Here is a 15,863-nt window from a genome sequence, read left to right as displayed (position 1 = left end):
TTTAATAATCTTTTGACCTTTTTTGGGTGTAGGATTTAATACCCTTTATTTTTAACGCCTGAAAGAAACAAAATTATACATCTTAAAACCTTTCATTAGTCTCTTCGGCAAATCAAAAAAAAGTTATGTAAGTCATTACTTTATATAAGTTTTATCGAATATAACCCTTTGCTACCGGGGGCGTTTGGAGGTAAGGTAAGAACGCTTTCATTCTGTTCTCCACCCAAGAAGAGGTTGCTTATGTTGGAGTTAGATATCGATGGTGCAGAGACCATTCGGCGAAGGGTTAAGTATATTATTCAGATGGATTTCACGAATATTGCTCATTTCTATGAGCATCTTTATGGTGTCACTCCTGAGAAGGGAAAACTTCAAACATTCAGAAATTACTTGAACCGAGGCAAGGTTAATGCAGAGTTCTTACAATTGTTAGCGCAAAAAACTCGTATGGGCGAAATAGCACTTAAGCATTTGTTTGATAAGCAGTTGCATTGCGAATCTTTATTTAAGGACAAAGAGGTAGATTGAGGTGTATGAGATGTATCTGCTTGTTTTTGTATTCGAGTTTCTTTGCGGTATGGAAGTGGGCAGGTACCAATCTTTTTAATCTTCGGAAAGGTTACTGTCGGGTAAATAAAAATTACATAATAGACTTGGTAAAACCTTAAATATCTCCGGCTTTAAATTAATTCGTTATTATTTAATTTTTTTAAGAATATAAGCGAATCTTCTTTGATTTGTCTTTTCTTCTCGTCCTCCATTTTATTTAGGTTGTTTAGTGGCATCCTTAAACGACTATTTTTGCTAAGTTTTTCTTGGTTTTTTAGTAAAAAATACCAATAAAGGTAGTTAAATGGGCAAGCTTTTGGGCCAGATTTTAAATTAACGTCATAATGGCATTTAGTACAATAATTAGACATTTTACGGATGTAGTTACCGCTGGCGATGTAAGGTTTGCTGGCAAGCTTGCCGCCATCAGCGAATAATGCCATGCCGGTTACATTTGGCAGTTCAACCCATTCAAAAGCGTCAAGATAGACAATCCAAAACCATTCATTGATTTCATGAGGGTCTACTTGAGTGAGTGACGCAAAATTGCCTAGAACCATTAACCGCTGTATGTGGTGAGCGTAAGCATTTTCAAGTGTTTCGGTCACACATTGCTTTAAGCAATTCATTTGCGTTTTGCCATCCCAGTAAAGTGTAGGCAGTGCTTGTGTGGCGTTGAAGAAGTTTTCTTGGCGATATTCAGGCATCATCATCCAGTAAACGCCCCTTACGTATTCCCTCCATCCTAAAATTTGTCGGATAAAGCCCTCTACAGCGTTTAAAGGCGCTGTGCCAGCGTAAAACGCCTGTTCAGCGGCCTGAATGACTTCCAGTGGTAAAAGCAGGCCAACATTGATATAGGCGCTAAGTAGAGAATGAAACATCCAAGGCTCGCCTTGGATCATGGCATCTTGATAAGTGCCAAAAAAGGGCAGGCGGTGTGCAACGAAGTCGTTCAATACCTGTAGAGCCTGTTCTCGTGTGACGGCTAGGTTAAAGGGATGCAATGCGCCAAAGTGTCCTGAAAAGCGTGATCCGACATCCTGTAATACTTGGTGTGTTATGTCGTCAGGTTGAAAAGTCAAAGGTTGAGGAAGTGGTGGTTCACCCTTGTAGGGAGCTTGGTTGGCTGAATCATAATTCCATTTTCCGCCTTCTGGATTGCCGTCCTGCATGAGAATAGTGGTTTTCTGACGCATGACTCGGTAAAACATTTCCATCCTGAGTTGAGTTTTACCTTGGGCCCAAGCTTGGAAATCCTGATGTGAGCATAGAAAGCGAGTGTCTGGCAAGATTTCAACGGGTATTCCTAAGGCACCTTCCCAAGTCGTAATCGAATGTTTTAAATGGTACTCACTTGGCTCAGTGATGATGATGCGTTGAAAGGTTCGGTTGCCGATAATACGCTTGACTTCATCGAATAATGTGTGGGTGTTGTTGGTGTCGGTAATGGTTGTATAACGCACTCGAAAGCCACTTTTCTGTAGAGATTTAGCGAAGTGGCGCATCGCTGAGAAGATAAACGCAATCTTCTTTCCATGATGCTTCACGTGGGTGGCTTCTTGGTCCACCTCTGCCATGAAAAATAAATCGGAAGCCGGATCTGCTTGTTGGATGATGTCGAGCGATTCGGTGAGTTGGTCGCCAAGAATTAATCGAAGCGCTGAAGGCATTGCGCTATTCCTTATCGAGAAATAAAAATGTCTACGACAAAGAATAGCGTAAAGATTATATGTTTATTGCTGCCAAGGTTGCTGACGTATGTCATTTATCAAAGTACGGTAATCTTCAACCGCTGGAAAATGATGTATGTCGCGGGATGGTGCTTTGCTGTCAGGATTACGCACGGCCAAATTATATTGGATACCGAAGGTTTTAGCCGCTTCTAAAATGCCAATGCTGTCGTCAACAAACAGCGTGTGCTTTGGATCGAACCCTAAATGGGCGTGCAGCTTTTGCCAAAGCAGTTGTGATTCCTTGGTAACACCAAATTCATGGGTTGAGATAAGGGTATCAATATGAGCATCGAGCTGTGTACGTTCAACTTTTAACGATAAGCTTCCCGGATGTGCGTTAGTCACTAAGTACACATTTCTACCCGATTCGTGTAGCGCGTCCAAAAAAGGCAATGTGTCGTCGCGCATTCGAATAAGATGCTGGATCTCTCGCTTCGCTTCCATGATGTCGATGTTGAGCTTTTCGGTCCAGTAATCCAAACAATACCAACTTATGGTTCCGGCTACCTTTTCATACTCCTGCATGATGTTATCTTTTGCTTGTTCCAGGCTAACTTGATCTTTCTGTGCAAGTTTTTGGGGAAGAAAATCAAGCCAAAAGTGATTATCAAAGTGGAGATCTAGAAGGGTGCCATCCATATCTAAAAGAACGGTTTCAATTTCATTCCAAGGTAACATAGGCTTTTAAATTTATTAGGGTTATAGTATTCAATCATAGAAAATATGACTTGGTAGGTAAATGAGTAAAATAGATCCAAACAAGCTTTTGCCCGAGATTACCGAGCGCAATATCGTGGCAAGAAGTCGGCTTTTTGCCGTGGAAGAAGTCGATTTAACATTTTCAAATGGCGAGCAAAGAACATTTGAGCGTATGGCGGGGTCGGGGCGCGGTGCTGTTATGATCGTTCCTTTTATCAATGCTGAAACGTTATTACTCATTCGAGAGTACGCTGCGGGTACGCATTCCTATCAACTTGGCTTTCCAAAAGGGTTAATAGATCCGGGCGAATCCCCACAACAAGCAGCGAACCGAGAACTGCAAGAAGAGGTCGGATATGCTGCATCCTCCGTTACACTGCTACACTCAGTAAGCATGGCTCCCACCTTCTTCAATGCGAGTATGGACATTTTTGTTGCCGAAAATTTGAATCCGAGTCGCCTAGAAGGAGATGAGCCTGAGCCTTTAGAGGTGGTCGAGTGGTCCATTCATGATATACCTCAATTGTTGGCTCAAGAGGATTTCACCGAAGCCCGTAGTATCGCTGCCTTGTTACTCGCAGAAAGATGGAGAGCGCAAAAGTAAAATGCAAGTATTAACATCGCTTCTAGACGTTGCCAAAAAAGCCGCTGTCGATGCCGGCGAAAATGTGATGGACATCTATCATAGTGGTAACTTCAGGCGATTTAATAAAAGTGATGATTCCCCGGTAACGAGTGCCGACTTTCTTGCTAATGAGATTATCGTTAAAGCACTTCAGGCAGCGAGCCCAGACATTCCTATTATGTCGGAAGAACAGAACAATGGTAGCCTTACCGAGCGGCAAAGCTGGGACCGTTATTGGTTAATTGACCCAATAGATGGCACTAAAGAATTTATCGCTAAAAGCGGTCATTTTGCGGTGAATATTGCTTTAGTTGAAAACCATGTCCCCGTCATAGGTGTTATTTACTGGCCTACATCCGATATTTTGTATTTTGCTTGCAAAGAAACGGGCGCATTTAAAATGACACAAGGTCATACCTCCTCGATTCGAGTACGTAAATTAGAAAATCCTCAGCATGATGCTATTCGCATTGCAATCAGCCGTGAGCAACCGACAGAATGGGTGCTATCAAGATTGAGTCATCAGCGTCATTATGAGACGTTGGCGTTGGGAAGTTGTTCGTTAAAGTCTTGTTATGTGGCAGAAGGCAAAGCTGATGTGTTTATGCGTATTGGCGAAACCGGGGAGTGGGACACAGGAGCAGCGCAATGTATTGTGGCCGAAGCCGGAGGAAAGATCCTTGCAATTGACTTTCAACCACTAACTTATAATTTAAGGGAAAGTCTAAAAAATCCAAATTTCATCGTGCTGGGTGATCAGCGAATAGACTGGCAAAGCATCGTTCTTTAAATTCTTTTTAACGCAATCAATGGAAAACTTCTATCATCATGAAAATGTGTAATAAACTTGTCTCTGTCGTCGCTTTATTAGCGGCATCTATGAATGTGAATGCGGGCTGGATGTTGGACAATGACGCTTCTTCAGTTCATTTTATTAGTGTGAAAAAAGAGCAAATAGCCGAAGTACATCAATTTAAACAACTCGCAGGAAAAATTGATGAAAAGGGAATGATGGTGGTTGATATTGACCTTACTTCGGTAGAAACCGGTATTCCTATTCGCAACCAACGCATGCAAGAAATGCTGTTTGAAGTCTCTCAGTTTAAAACAGCCATTATCAAATCAGATTTGAGTGAATTACTAAGAAAGAATGTTGTTACTGGCAAAGCTGTGCAGTTTACCGCCACCCAAAAAGCGACCCTAACCTTGCACGGAAAAGTAAAAGCAATTGATGTTGAATTGCTTGTGAGTTACGACGGCGTTGGGTCATTGTCTGCATCGGTCACTAAGCCAATTGTGGTACAAGCAAAAGATTTTGACTTAGGGGATGGTGTGATGGCACTACAAAAAGTGGCTGGGCTATCAGGGATAACGCTCGCAGTGCCTGTTAATGCTAATCTTGTCTTTAGTCAGTAAGGTATCGACTTGGCGTCTCATTTTTCAATGCGTAATATTGAAAAGCTAGGCGCCATTACTTTACAAGGGTGGCTTGTTTTCTAATCTTCCCTTTGTTGCTGTTGGAATGCTTGCTTCGAGATAACATCCACAGTTTCATGCAATTCACTAAAAATTAATACTGCTTCGCCGCTTTTTAGTTGTTGTATAACTTGTAGTGTTTTGTCTTTTAGTGAAGCTTCAACTTCTCCGTAATCCGTTCCTTCTCTTAAAACAAAAGATTCAGCGATGGCATAAAGTGTTTCTTTTTCGAGTTCATCAACCGGAATTCTCATGAAGTTTGCCCTATGTTGAATTAACCAATTTTGATATTGGCTAATTGGGTATCTAAAAAGCATTTTACCCGATCATGAAACCAAATTTTAGGGCGCCAAGGCGACCCTTGCATAAACCCCACATGTCCACCTTGTTCACTCAATTCAAGCTCAATATGTTCAGATAAGTGCTCGGGTTGAGGCACTACGTTTGAATTCATAAAAGGGTCGTCTTTTGAATGAATGATCAAGGTAGGTGTTGTTATCTTGTTTAGGTAATGAATACAACTGCTCCGGCTATAATAATCTTCTGCGTTTTCAAACCCGTGCAAAGGCGCAGTAATGTATTCGTCAAAATCACGAAATGTTCTTATTTTATTCATAATTTCATTAGTGATCTTAAATTTACCAAAGTCTATTTGGCGTATTTTCTCAATAAAGGTGCGGCGCATACTGGCAAGCAAATAGTTCTGATAAATGCGTGAAAACCCTTCACTAATACTCTTACTACATTCCGATAATTTGAATGGCGGTGAAATTGCCACGGCAGACTCAAAGAATCCATGATTTGGTTCTTCGCCAATGAGCTTTAAAAGCATATTGGCACCTAGAGAAAATCCGAGTGCTGTTTGAATTGGTACATCAAACTGTTGTTTATGCAGGTATTCCAAAAAGAAGCGGGCGTCGTCAGTATCGCCGGAATGGTAAGAGCGTGGAAGGCGATTGATACTGCCACTGCAACCGCGAAAGTGCATTAACACAACCCACCAACCGTCTTTATTGAGTTGGGCAATCATGTCGTTGGCATAATGAGAATTGATGGAACCTTCAAGGCCATGAAACATGGGAATTAAGCCTTTACACTCATCTGGTCTTGGCGACCAAGCCAGATCAATAAAGTCTCCGTCAGGCAAATCCAAGCGTTGCACTTCTGTTCTTAATGGCAATCGACGCGTAAAAAAGCGAGGCCATATGGTTTGAATATGGCGATTTCTAGCCCACAGAGGTGGTTTAAAGGAATTAATATTCTTACTTTTACTTTGCATTATGTTTAGCTTGAGTAAATGCTTGAAATTGCGTGTTTAGATCTAAGATAAACGGCTCAATTTCATCGTTATTGCCTTTTGAATATGCTCTTTTGGCGTTGATGTAGGTTCTAAGGTTTGTAAGATGACAAGCTGAACCCCTCTTCTCTTTCGAAGGTATTATATTAAATGAATGCACCAACTCGGTAATCTTTCTTTGCTGATGCTGCTCCATCTCCAATTCTTGTTGTTTAAGTGCGTGATATTGCACCTGTGAAACCGACTTTGTTGCCCGTCTTTTTTCACGTAAGGTTTTTATCTGCGCTTCAGATGCGTTAATGCCTTGAATGAGTTGTTCTATGTTGTTTTCTGAGAGGGCACAATCCAGATCACTTAAAAATCCACAAAGGAGTAACAGGTTGACGTTAAGATCGAACTCATCTTGTAGCGTTAAAACAAGACGTTGCACATCACCAAAGCTGTAAAATTCAAGGGAAAAATCCCAAAATTGCTGGCTTAGGTATTGGATGCTTTTATCGTGGGCGGTCATTAAGATAAGCTTTCCTCAAATTGTTGCTGAGCTTTTTCTAATTCTTCTTGAGCGTCAAACCACAACAATTCCGCGTCCTCTTTGTTTTTCTCAAGCGAAGCTTTGTCAGCGAGCAGTGTGAGCAATTTGTTTTTTTGATCTTCATTGTAAATGCTTGGATCAGATAATTCGGCGTCGATTTTCGCAAGCTTTTCGTCTAGCTGCTGCATCTTCTTTTCCGATTGACTGATTTGATCTCTAAAGCCTTTCGTCGCTTTTCTAAACTCTGCTTCTAAACGCTTCTCATCTTTACGGCTTAGCTTGTCAGCTTTGGTGGTGTCGGTCTCGTCATTTGCCGAGTCTTGGCTTACAAAGGCTTGTTTGTCGGACTGCATTACCCATTGCTGATAGTCATTCAAATCTCCTTTGAAAATGTCGACTTTACCTTGATCAACCAGATAAAAATCATCACTCACAGCGTTAAGTAAATAACGGTCATGTGATACCAATAACACTGCGCCAGTGTAGGTTTGCAAGGCGAATGTGAGGGCTTGACGCATTTCCAAATCAAGGTGGTTGGTTGGCTCATCCAGCAGTAAAAGGTTTGGTTTTCGATAGATGATCATCGCCAATACTAAGCGTGCTTTTTCACCACCAGACATAGGACCAACGGGGGCTAATGCGTCGTCACCTCGAAAACAGAACCCACCTAAATAGTCCCTTAGCGCTTGTTCAGATGCGAGTTTGTCGAGTTGTTGAATATGGGCGAGTGGAGAAGCGTCGAAATTGAGTTTTTCTGCTTGATGCTGGGCAAAGTAGCCTACATTCACGCCTTGGCTTACCGTATATTCGCCGGACATAGGTTTTAACTCAGAAGCCAGAAGCTTTACCAGCGTGGATTTACCCGCGCCATTGTGACCCAATAAACCAATGCGGCTTCCCGGAACTAGGTTAAGGTGGATATTATCAAGAATGACCGTTTCACCATAACCGGTTTGTACTTTCTCTAACTTAATAAGCGGGTTAGGTGACTTTTCGGGTTCAAAAAATTCAAAGTTGAAAGGGTTCTCTTGTTGTATTGGCAAGATTTCTTCAAGTTTTGCAAGCTGCTTAACGCGGCTTTGTGCTTGTTTGGCTTTACTGGCTTTGGCTTTAAAACGGTTAATAAAGCTTTGTAAGTGAGCCACTTTAGCTTGTTGTTTTTCAAACTGTTGTTGCTGCAAGCGTAAGCGCTGAGCTTTTTGTTTTTCGAAGCTAGAGTAATTGCCAGTGTAGGTTTGTAGCGCCTGAGACTCGAAACTAAGAATATGCGTTACCGTATTGTCTAAGAAATCACGGTCATGGGATATAAGCAATAGTGTACCGGGATATTGTTTCAACCACTTCTCAAGCCAAATTACAGCGTCTAAATCCAAATGGTTGGTTGGTTCATCCAACATTAACAAGTCGGAACGACAGATAAGCGCACGCGCAAGGTTCAAGCGCATGCGCCAACCACCAGAGAAGGCGGTCACTGAATTATGCAGTTCCGATTGTTGAAATCCTAAACCTTGCAAAATAATGGCAGCGCGAGACTCAATGTCGTAGCCTCCCTCGATGGCAAGTAAGTCGTGTAGCTGCGCTATTTTATCGCCGTCATTATCGGCTTCGGCTTGTGTGAGTTGCTGTTGAATTCGTGTGACTTTCACATCGCCTTCAATAACATATTGCAGAGCTGGCATATCAACGGCGGGGGTTTCCTGTTTAACGGATACAATTTCCCACGTACGGGTTACGTTTATATCGCCGGCATCAAGATTTAACTCGCCACGAATCATGGCAAACAAGCTGGATTTTCCACAACCATTGCGACCGATAACTCCGACCCGTTGTCCCGGCTGTATTTCTGCCGACGCATTTTCCAGCAGCGTTTTGATGCCTCGCATTAGGGTGATGTTATCGATCTTAATCATGTTGTTTTGCCATCTGAATACTCAAGAGGGCGGATTTTACCTTGATAGCGCAGGTGAACAAAATTGTTTTACGCTAAGTATTAAAGGTATGATGCCGCGCATTGAATGATGACTAATAACAACGGGTGTGTTTATGACTGAAAAAAGGAAGCGCAAACGCTTTATTGCGGGAGCAACCTGTCCGCAGTGTAAATCGGTGGACACCTTAATGCTTTACGTTGAAAACAATGTAGAGAAGCTTATGTGTGTGTCTTGCGACTATCGAAAATCGCAAGTTGACAACGAAGTCGAAACCAAAACGGGTGATGCGCAAAACGTGATTGGTATTTTTAAGCCCGAATAGTAAAACCTTGCCTGCACCGTATTTGGGCTATGTGAATTCTAATAATGTGGTGGAGGCGTTTCTTCGTCTTCACTGGCGAGATTCGAAACAGACATGTTTTTAACTTTGCTAACCACATGTTTCATTTGATATTCCAATTTATGGATTTGATTTTGTTGTGATACTAGTGCCTGATTAAGCTGCTCAATTAGATCATCTTGAAACGCGAGTTTAGTTTGTAATTCAGTAATTTCGTTTAGCAAGTGTGCTGTGTCGTGACGCATTATTTAATCTTCCTCTACTGTCCACACTTCGGCCCAACCTGAGCTGCTGCCGGAAATAACCTGATTATCTTCCATAAATGCAACTGCATATACCACGGCGCTTTTGGTCAGTGATTTTTCGTTAGGGTGGACTTTCCAATCTTGAATTTTCGCGCCGGATTGTACATCCCATAGCGTCAAATGTCTGTCTGGTGAGCCGGTTAATAGTTGTGTTCCGTCCTCTGAAAAGCGCGCAGCACTAAAGATTTTTTGCCTTTGTATGTATTTTAGTCGACTGATTTCTTGACCCGTTTGTAAATCCCAAATTCTGGCGTGTTTTTGGCTATCGGCAGTGAAAGCAAACCGGCCTTGGTTATCCAGTACAACTTTCGTCACGCGGCTTGGGTGTTCAAACTTATATACAATCTGACCGGTTTTCGTGTTCCATAAAAATGCGGTGTAATCGTTGCCCCCCGTTAAGGCATATAAACCATTTGGAGAGAGCGCGACACTATTGATTCTTTCTTGGTGTCCGAGGAACTCTATGCGGCGTCCGGTTCGATGTTCAAAATACAGCACTTTTCCATTGCCTCTACCAACTAAAATACCGTTACCGCCATTACTTACCGCGATGTCTCGAACACTGGACTCATCTATACGCCAAAAACCAATAGGTTCGCCGGTGTTGAGGTCCCAAATGGCAAAAGCTTCTCTGTCGGCAGTCACTGCGTGGCTTTTATCTGGTGAGATGTTAACCAGACCAATCACATTCGCATTGTCATCTTGGCCTTGATGATTCCACTGGTAGATCTTTTGGTTGTATTGTAGATCCCAGACAACTATACCTTCATCGTTGCTAGATACGATACCAATGGCGGCATCGTCGGAGAAGGCCGTTGCAAGAGAGCCTGATTCAGCGTGTTGGAAATAATTGACCGGTTTGTTGCTGTAGACGTCGCAAGCGAATAACAGAAAAACCAAGCTTAATGACAGCAAATGTTTCATTTTAAATTGAATTCATGGTTTATTTTTCTCCGTTGGGCGTTAGTATAAGCGCTTAGTTTGGAAACGTCTTGTTCTTCATCTCGGTGAACCAAAATCGATCTCAAGGATTTTCAAACTTTGGGTGTCGGCCAATTGAGCAGCACTTTACATAAAAATTACAAATTGAACGTTCATTATCGGAGATAAACATGAACAAAACTCTTTCAGTGTTGGCGCTTTCAGTAGTATTTGGTTTGACGGCTTGCCAACAACAAAAAACGGAAGATAAATCTGTGCCAGTGAAGCTAGAAACACAAGAGCAAAAAAATGCATACGCACTTGGTGCTAATATCGGAAACTTCATCGACCAGCAAGCAACAACTTATGCTGATGTCGGTATCGAACTTGACCGTGACCTATTAATTAAAGGGGTTATCGAAGGAGCAGAAGGTAAGTCCCAGTTAACTGAAGAAGAAGTGCAACAAACACTTCATGACCTACAAGTTGCTTTCCGTGAAGGTCAAAACAAGAAGCGTGATGCAGAAGCGGAAAAGAATAAAGTTGAAGGCGCAAAATACTTAGAAGAAAACATGAAGCGCGAAGGCGTTGTCGTGACGGATTCTGGTCTTCAGTACGAAGTGCTTGTTGAAGGCGATGGCGAAAAGCCAGCCGAAACAGACACCGTTAAAGTTCACTACCACGGTACGTTAATCGATGGCACAGTGTTTGATTCATCTGTAGAACGTGGTCAACCTGCTACCTTCCCGCTTAACCGAGTGATTACAGGTTGGACGGAAGGCGTACAATTAATGCCGGTTGGTTCTAAGTATCGCTTCCATATTCCGTCAGACTTAGCTTACGGCGACCGTTTAGCTGGAAAGATTACACCATTCTCTACATTGATCTTTGAAGTTGAGTTGCTAAGCATCGAAGCTTCAGGTGACGAGAAGTAAGCTTATTTTTCAAATAGAACATAAGTAAATTAAAAAAGCCGGATATTGATTTTAATGTCCGGCTTTTTTTTGGCTTATGTAAGGTAAAGCTTGGTTAATTCAACCAATCCCCAGATTCTGTTGGTACAAAGAAAGGCTGAGAAAACCAGTAATAATGCCCGAGTTTAGATTTACTCGGCGCGGTGCAGTTAATACGAGAGCGTCCTGTTGGGAAATGCTCTGGAATTCCTATATCTACCTGATTTTCCTGCCATGTTAATACTTGTGGATTACCCTTGTAATAACAGGCCACTTGGCTGGCATAAATGTCAGATAAATCCACCTTAAGTGTGAAATTCTCTAGTTTTCCGCTTGCATCTAATTGTGGCTCAGTAACTGAATTTTTTATAACGGGGAAAGCCAAACTCGCCATTTTTACTTTTAATGTATTTAAGTTGCTATAAACACCAGAAGCAGGAAAGCGGGGTAATGCGGTGAAGTCGCTATCTGCGGAAATTGCGCCTGAATGCTGCGCGAACCCCTGTATGTTGTGTTTACGCAAAAGCGCTTGAATTTGAGTGTTGTATTCGCCGTAAGGATAAGCAAAATATCGCGGGCTGGTGCCTATATAGCTTTCGATGATCTCTTCTGCGAGCAAAATATTGCTTTCATGATCTTTTAGCCAGCGAGCGTCGGTTTTGCCTTTTTCTTTATAGAGCAAATGTTCATGACCAAGGTAGTGATTGGCAATGCTCGCACCTTCCTGCGATATCAATTTAAGTTCTTCCCACGTTAATAAGTTACTGCGTGTGCCCTGCAAAGCGGGATTAACGAAAATCGTATAAGCGAAACCATGATGTTTTAATAGCGGGTGAGCGTTCTCTAAAATATTGCGATAGCCATCATCAAAAGTGATCGCAATGCTATTTTCAGGTACAGATTCATGTTTTTGAAGAGCATTAATGATTTTTTCCAGAGGTAAAACCGTATAATGCTCGGAAATATAAGCAAGATGTTCTGCAAAGCGCTCGGGTGATACAGAGGTCGAGCTCGGCGTATCTTCACTCACATGGTGATATTGCAAAATCACGGCATGGCTTTGCTGTGCTGCGGCGGCAACACTGCTCAGAAACAATGTAATCATAATAACTGAACGTAAGATGTTAATAATCGCTCTCCTGGAAATTCAAAAACGTATTTATTGTGAACCTAATTTTCTCAAGGTACTAGAAAAAGCACTATGATTTTATCGGCACAGAGTCAAAGAATCTTTGCCTTAGCGATCCCCATGATCATTAGCAATATTACTACGCCATTGATTGGCTTAGTAGACACTGCTGTTATTGGTCATATGGATGACGTTGGTTTTCTTGCTGGCGTTGCGCTTGGTGCTTTAATCCTAACGCAACTTTATTGGGTGTGCGGCTTTTTAAGGATGTCTTCAACAGGATTATCTGCACAAGCAAAAGGGGAAAACAATAACACATTCGCGGCGCGTGTATTATGGCAAAGTGGCGCAATTGGTTTATTTATCGGTGTTGTCATTATTTTACTACAAGGCCCACTATTATCGGCTGGTTTATGGTTAGCCGATGCAACGCCCACAATTATGACTTCGGCCAAGGCGTACTTTGAAATACGCGTGTGGAGTGCGCCATTCGCACTTATCAATCTTGCACTGATTGGCTGGCTGGTGGGGCAGCAAGCGCATCGTCATATTATGCGCATCCAGATTGCTGCTAATTTGCTGAATGTGACTCTAGATATACTATTGGTTTACGTTTTTGATTTGGGAATTGCTGGTGTTGCGATCGCCAGTGTAGCCGCAGAAATCAGTATTTTTATGCTGTCTTTAGTGGTGGTTTTCCGTGTCGCTGATGTTCGTTTTAAAGCACAATTTCTTCATATTGGCATGTTTCGAAGTTTATTGGCGTTAAACAGTAATATGCTGATCCGCAATCTAGCTTTACAACTTTGTCTCGCTTTTGTGACTTATAAGGGGACAGCGATGGGGGAAATGATTGGCTCGACTAATGCTATCATTTTGCAGTTCTTTACCTTAATTGCACTTGGTTTAGATGGCCTTGCTTATGCAACCGAGGCACTTATTGGTGAGGCAAAAGGTCAAAAAACAAGTCTGGGTATTCTTAACATTGTGAAAGTAGCAATGCTTTGGTCGGTTATTTTTGCTGTTGTTTACAGTAGTGTTTTTTGGTTGTTTGGCGAATCTATTGTTCGGTTACTCACCGATATTGAGGCGTTACGCCAATCGGTTTCGAGTTATCTCATGGTGATTGTACTGTTGCCACTGGTTGCCCACTGGTGTTTCTTGTTAGATGGTATTTATATTGGTTTAAGTAATGCCAAAGCCATGCGTAATAGCATGTTGGTGTGCATGGCTTTGTTCTTCTTTCCTACATGGTACGGGCTTTCGGTATTCGAAAATTGGGGACTGTGGAGTAGCTTTCTTATCTTCCTAGCTCTGCGGGGCATGACATTAGGCGGGCACCTTGCTTGGTTAGTTAAACAAAAAAAGATATTTGCTTAACCGTTCAGAAAGCCGTGGAACTCGCATTTCGTGTGCTCTTACGGGGAAGCCGATTTTTTGAGTTTAACGGCCTCTATTGCTTGCCAATATGGTGAACAATAACGGTGCCAGAGGTATCGATTTAAGATAGCAAAAAGCAGATACAACCCATAGAACAATATAAAGAAGAACAGGATCAACAATACCGATGGAAAGTGAGTAAAGTCTGCCGCTACATCGCGTAAAACGGTGATTGGTTTTTCCATGATTGCTCGACTTTCCAAGCGTTGTATTCTTCCAAGATAAACCCCTACGGCACAAGCAAAGTGAATAATAGGAATAAACCATTTTGCAAGACGGTTATTCGCTTCCTGTTGAATATAGTGTTGCGCCAACATGATAGAAACAACATAAAACTGGAAGTTAATAAAAATAAACAATAAATAAATAGGAAACAGGAAAAATGTTAGGTAAACCCAAGAATGTGCCTCGCTCTGTATGGCACCAATAAAGTGAATGATGTCGGTAAGTGTATATGCAGCGTTAGGTAAAAATCCGACGAATGTTACGCACATGAGCCACCAAATAATGGAACGTTTTTGTGCGAAAACAAACAAATAAAGGGCTAGAAAAACAGGTATTTCTGCAAGTAAGATGTTTTTAGCTACAGTAAAATGTGCAGGAATTATCATTTGTATATCTCTTAAGATAAGCGGGCATACTTAAGATATGCCCGAGCGAAGCTTATTTTGACAAAGTGGAGTTAGCGGTATTGGGTATGGGAGTTAATTCAATATTGGTTTTGAATCCACATACACTGCCAAACCAGAGGAATGTTTGGCACACTAAAACACCAAACGGGATGTAGCCAAAGTAGCCAAGTAAAGGCATATCACTGAATAAATACACCGCGTCGACATAGGGAATATTGTAGTCCCAATAATTTGGGTTAGTTGGTGTATCGATACCTAGATGGGTGCTTCCATAATTCCAAAATTCCCATACAAAACCATTGAATAAGGATGCTAGTCCCATTAATACACCATTGCTCCAGTCGCCTTTATGAGCGATTTGCAAGAACGTGTTATCAATTTTGCAGTTAACTAATGTGCCGGACAAGATGGCAAATGGTCCTATCCAAACCACCCAAAAGAAGGGGAAAGGCCACATCACCATACAGACAACCAGAATCGCTCCAATCAGAAGCAAAACGTTACCTGGGATATTCATTTTGGGACCGTTTTTATAGCGGGCAGGCAATTTAGGAAAGGTTTTAAATAGTGAGAACCATTCAAAGAAAACCACGGTGATAGTGCCATATGTGATAAAAAACTCTATGACCAGAAGCCAGTGTGGCCAAGGCGCATCGTAGGCTTGAGGGTAATACCAATTTCCCAACACAAAATAATCATAGAACTCGAAATAAGCCCAACCCACGATAGAAACAATGTAGGCAATTCCCATAAGTTTGAGCTTACTGGATAACAACGAAATGCCGTTGTTACGTTTATAAACGATTCCATCGAGCACTAAAATGAAGCCCCACCAGAGGGGAGTGAAGGACCAATAAACTAACTCGCCAAAAGCGGTAGAGTGTGACCACATCAACCACCAGAAAAAGCTCATCATTATGAGGCCAAGCCAAAACCACCAAGGAAGGGATTTATGACTAATTGGCATTATTTCCGGTTTTTCACCTCGGAAACCAAACCACTTGGGGCAGATGAGAAATAAAGTAAATGCAAAGCAAAATATTGCTAAGCCAATAAAAATAGGAAGATTAAAGCCGGGAAGTTCTTTTGCGGTATATTGAGGTGGAAAATTAAAATATCCGGGAGGATATCCTTCGGTATAAACGGACTGTGATACCCAAAGTGGTATTGCTATTGATAGTAATACAGGCCAGCACAACTTCCAGAGTTTCATTTACATCTCCCAAAAAAATAAACGCATCCTTTAATTACCAAAAGGGTGCGTTTATTTGGCGTTCAAGTCAACTGACTTATTGTAA

At 41.9% G+C, this 15,863-nt stretch carries 18 protein-coding genes; 7 read left to right on the top strand and 11 right to left on the bottom strand.

Annotated features, from left to right (window positions below):
• Window positions 1-240: 240 nt before the first annotated feature.
• Complete coding sequence (locus HJG39_RS09560; protein ID WP_268408745.1) at window positions 241-528, top strand: hypothetical protein; 288 nt, start codon at window positions 241-243, stop codon at window positions 526-528.
• 152 nt (window positions 529-680) lie between these two features.
• Here HJG39_RS09560 and HJG39_RS09555 read toward each other — a convergent pair whose 3' ends face one another.
• Together HJG39_RS09555 and yrfG are read right to left on the bottom strand one after the other, a co-directional pair.
• A complete protein-coding gene (locus HJG39_RS09555) occupies window positions 681-2,222 on the bottom strand; it encodes a cryptochrome/photolyase family protein (RefSeq protein ID WP_268408744.1) in 1,542 nt (513 codons plus the stop codon).
• Window positions 2,223-2,285: 63 nt separating this feature from the next.
• Complete coding sequence (gene yrfG / locus HJG39_RS09550) at window positions 2,286-2,963, bottom strand: GMP/IMP nucleotidase (RefSeq protein WP_268408743.1); 678 nt, start codon at window positions 2,961-2,963, stop codon at window positions 2,286-2,288.
• Window positions 2,964-3,024: 61 nt separating this feature from the next.
• Here yrfG and nudE point away from each other — a divergent pair, with 61 nt between their 5' ends.
• From nudE to HJG39_RS09535, 3 genes are read left to right on the top strand one after another with little or no spacing between them, the layout of a single operon-like run.
• Window positions 3,025-3,588, top strand: coding sequence for an ADP compounds hydrolase NudE (nudE, locus tag HJG39_RS09545; RefSeq protein WP_268408742.1), 564 nt, complete (start codon window positions 3,025-3,027; stop codon window positions 3,586-3,588).
• Window position 3,589: 1 nt separating this feature from the next.
• Complete coding sequence (gene cysQ / locus HJG39_RS09540; protein WP_268408740.1) at window positions 3,590-4,399, top strand: 3'(2'),5'-bisphosphate nucleotidase CysQ; 810 nt, start codon at window positions 3,590-3,592, stop codon at window positions 4,397-4,399.
• 38 nt (window positions 4,400-4,437) lie between these two features.
• Complete coding sequence (locus HJG39_RS09535) at window positions 4,438-5,025, top strand: YceI family protein (protein WP_268408739.1); 588 nt, start codon at window positions 4,438-4,440, stop codon at window positions 5,023-5,025.
• Between the two features lie 80 nt (window positions 5,026-5,105).
• Here the strand turns inward: HJG39_RS09535 and HJG39_RS09530 are convergent, their stop codons facing one another.
• From HJG39_RS09530 to HJG39_RS09515, 4 genes are read right to left on the bottom strand one after another with little or no spacing between them, the layout of a single operon-like run.
• Entirely contained in the window at window positions 5,106-5,339 is a 234-nt protein-coding gene (locus HJG39_RS09530; protein WP_268408738.1) for a YheU family protein, read from the bottom strand.
• Between the two features lie 20 nt (window positions 5,340-5,359).
• Window positions 5,360-6,364, bottom strand: a complete 1,005-nt coding sequence (locus HJG39_RS09525) for a hydrolase (protein ID WP_268408737.1) — start codon at window positions 6,362-6,364, stop codon at window positions 5,360-5,362.
• Complete coding sequence (locus tag HJG39_RS09520) at window positions 6,354-6,893, bottom strand: TIGR02444 family protein (protein WP_268408736.1); 540 nt, start codon at window positions 6,891-6,893, stop codon at window positions 6,354-6,356. Before HJG39_RS09520 ends, HJG39_RS09525 begins: the two co-directional genes overlap by 11 nt.
• Window positions 6,893-8,824 carry an ATP-binding cassette domain-containing protein gene (locus HJG39_RS09515; protein ID WP_268408735.1) on the bottom strand — a complete coding sequence of 644 codons (1,932 nt, stop codon included), beginning with the start codon at window positions 8,822-8,824 and terminating at the stop codon, window positions 6,893-6,895. Before HJG39_RS09515 ends, HJG39_RS09520 begins: the two co-directional genes overlap by 1 nt.
• 133 nt (window positions 8,825-8,957) lie before the next feature.
• Here HJG39_RS09515 and HJG39_RS09510 point away from each other — a divergent pair, with 133 nt between their 5' ends.
• Window positions 8,958-9,167, top strand: coding sequence for a YheV family putative zinc ribbon protein (locus HJG39_RS09510; protein ID WP_268408734.1), 210 nt, complete (start codon window positions 8,958-8,960; stop codon window positions 9,165-9,167).
• A 38-nt stretch (window positions 9,168-9,205) separates the two neighbouring features.
• Here HJG39_RS09510 and HJG39_RS09505 read toward each other — a convergent pair whose 3' ends face one another.
• Together HJG39_RS09505 and HJG39_RS09500 are read right to left on the bottom strand one after the other, a co-directional pair.
• Window positions 9,206-9,430, bottom strand: a complete 225-nt coding sequence (locus tag HJG39_RS09505) for a SlyX family protein (protein ID WP_268408733.1) — start codon at window positions 9,428-9,430, stop codon at window positions 9,206-9,208.
• A gap of 3 nt (window positions 9,431-9,433) precedes the next feature.
• Entirely contained in the window at window positions 9,434-10,414 is a 981-nt protein-coding gene (locus HJG39_RS09500; RefSeq protein ID WP_268408732.1) for a WD40 repeat domain-containing protein, read from the bottom strand.
• Between the two features lie 182 nt (window positions 10,415-10,596).
• Between HJG39_RS09500 and HJG39_RS09495 the strand changes: the two genes are divergently transcribed.
• Window positions 10,597-11,346, top strand: coding sequence for an FKBP-type peptidyl-prolyl cis-trans isomerase (locus HJG39_RS09495; protein ID WP_268408968.1), 750 nt, complete (start codon window positions 10,597-10,599; stop codon window positions 11,344-11,346).
• A 94-nt stretch (window positions 11,347-11,440) separates the two neighbouring features.
• Here HJG39_RS09495 and HJG39_RS09490 read toward each other — a convergent pair whose 3' ends face one another.
• On the bottom strand, window positions 11,441-12,469 hold the full coding sequence (locus HJG39_RS09490; protein WP_268408731.1) for a polysaccharide deacetylase family protein: 1,029 nt from the start codon (window positions 12,467-12,469) through the stop codon (window positions 11,441-11,443).
• A 96-nt stretch (window positions 12,470-12,565) separates the two neighbouring features.
• On the opposite strand from HJG39_RS09490, the gene HJG39_RS09485 reads away from it, so the two are divergent.
• Window positions 12,566-13,873: an MATE family efflux transporter gene (locus HJG39_RS09485; RefSeq protein ID WP_268408730.1), complete on the top strand. Its 1,308-nt coding sequence runs from the start codon at window positions 12,566-12,568 to the stop codon at window positions 13,871-13,873.
• A gap of 38 nt (window positions 13,874-13,911) precedes the next feature.
• Here the strand turns inward: HJG39_RS09485 and HJG39_RS09480 are convergent, their stop codons facing one another.
• Together HJG39_RS09480 and HJG39_RS09475 are read right to left on the bottom strand one after the other, a co-directional pair.
• Window positions 13,912-14,544, bottom strand: coding sequence for a DUF1361 domain-containing protein (locus HJG39_RS09480; RefSeq protein WP_268408729.1), 633 nt, complete (start codon window positions 14,542-14,544; stop codon window positions 13,912-13,914).
• Between the two features lie 52 nt (window positions 14,545-14,596).
• Window positions 14,597-15,778 carry a hypothetical protein gene (locus tag HJG39_RS09475; protein ID WP_268408728.1) on the bottom strand — a complete coding sequence of 394 codons (1,182 nt, stop codon included), beginning with the start codon at window positions 15,776-15,778 and terminating at the stop codon, window positions 14,597-14,599.
• Window positions 15,779-15,863: the final 85 nt, after the last annotated feature.

It is taken from the genome of Alteromonas sp. a30 (assembly GCF_026788005.1).
GTDB lineage: Bacteria > Pseudomonadota > Gammaproteobacteria > Enterobacterales > Alteromonadaceae > Paraneptunicella.
The sequence above is the reverse complement of the archived record's forward strand: the minus strand, read 5'-3'. Positions and strand labels throughout refer to the sequence as shown.

What these genes read in the sequence shown, in the direction of transcription:
- HJG39_RS09490 (WP_268408731.1), bottom strand. Translation starts at nt 12,469, where the DNA reads ATGATTACATTGTTTCTGAGCAGTGTTGCCGCCGCAGCACAGCAAAGC.
- HJG39_RS09515 (WP_268408735.1), bottom strand. Translation starts at nt 8,824, where the DNA reads ATGATTAAGATCGATAACATCACCCTAATGCGAGGCATCAAAACGCTG.
- nudE (WP_268408742.1), top strand. Translation starts at nt 3,025, where the DNA reads ATGAGTAAAATAGATCCAAACAAGCTTTTGCCCGAGATTACCGAGCGC.
- HJG39_RS09555 (WP_268408744.1), bottom strand. Translation starts at nt 2,222, where the DNA reads ATGCCTTCAGCGCTTCGATTAATTCTTGGCGACCAACTCACCGAATCG.
- cysQ (WP_268408740.1), top strand. Translation starts at nt 3,590, where the DNA reads ATGCAAGTATTAACATCGCTTCTAGACGTTGCCAAAAAAGCCGCTGTC.
- HJG39_RS09530 (WP_268408738.1), bottom strand. Translation starts at nt 5,339, where the DNA reads ATGAGAATTCCGGTTGATGAACTCGAAAAAGAAACACTTTATGCCATC.
- HJG39_RS09480 (WP_268408729.1), bottom strand. Translation starts at nt 14,544, where the DNA reads ATGATAATTCCTGCACATTTTACTGTAGCTAAAAACATCTTACTTGCA.
- HJG39_RS09510 (WP_268408734.1), top strand. Translation starts at nt 8,958, where the DNA reads ATGACTGAAAAAAGGAAGCGCAAACGCTTTATTGCGGGAGCAACCTGT.
- HJG39_RS09560 (WP_268408745.1), top strand. Translation starts at nt 241, where the DNA reads ATGTTGGAGTTAGATATCGATGGTGCAGAGACCATTCGGCGAAGGGTT.
- HJG39_RS09475 (WP_268408728.1), bottom strand. Translation starts at nt 15,778, where the DNA reads ATGAAACTCTGGAAGTTGTGCTGGCCTGTATTACTATCAATAGCAATA.
- HJG39_RS09505 (WP_268408733.1), bottom strand. Translation starts at nt 9,430, where the DNA reads ATGCGTCACGACACAGCACACTTGCTAAACGAAATTACTGAATTACAA.
- HJG39_RS09520 (WP_268408736.1), bottom strand. Translation starts at nt 6,893, where the DNA reads ATGACCGCCCACGATAAAAGCATCCAATACCTAAGCCAGCAATTTTGG.
- HJG39_RS09525 (WP_268408737.1), bottom strand. Translation starts at nt 6,364, where the DNA reads ATGCAAAGTAAAAGTAAGAATATTAATTCCTTTAAACCACCTCTGTGG.
- HJG39_RS09500 (WP_268408732.1), bottom strand. Translation starts at nt 10,414, where the DNA reads ATGAAACATTTGCTGTCATTAAGCTTGGTTTTTCTGTTATTCGCTTGC.
- yrfG (WP_268408743.1), bottom strand. Translation starts at nt 2,963, where the DNA reads ATGTTACCTTGGAATGAAATTGAAACCGTTCTTTTAGATATGGATGGC.
- HJG39_RS09485 (WP_268408730.1), top strand. Translation starts at nt 12,566, where the DNA reads ATGATTTTATCGGCACAGAGTCAAAGAATCTTTGCCTTAGCGATCCCC.
- HJG39_RS09535 (WP_268408739.1), top strand. Translation starts at nt 4,438, where the DNA reads ATGAAAATGTGTAATAAACTTGTCTCTGTCGTCGCTTTATTAGCGGCA.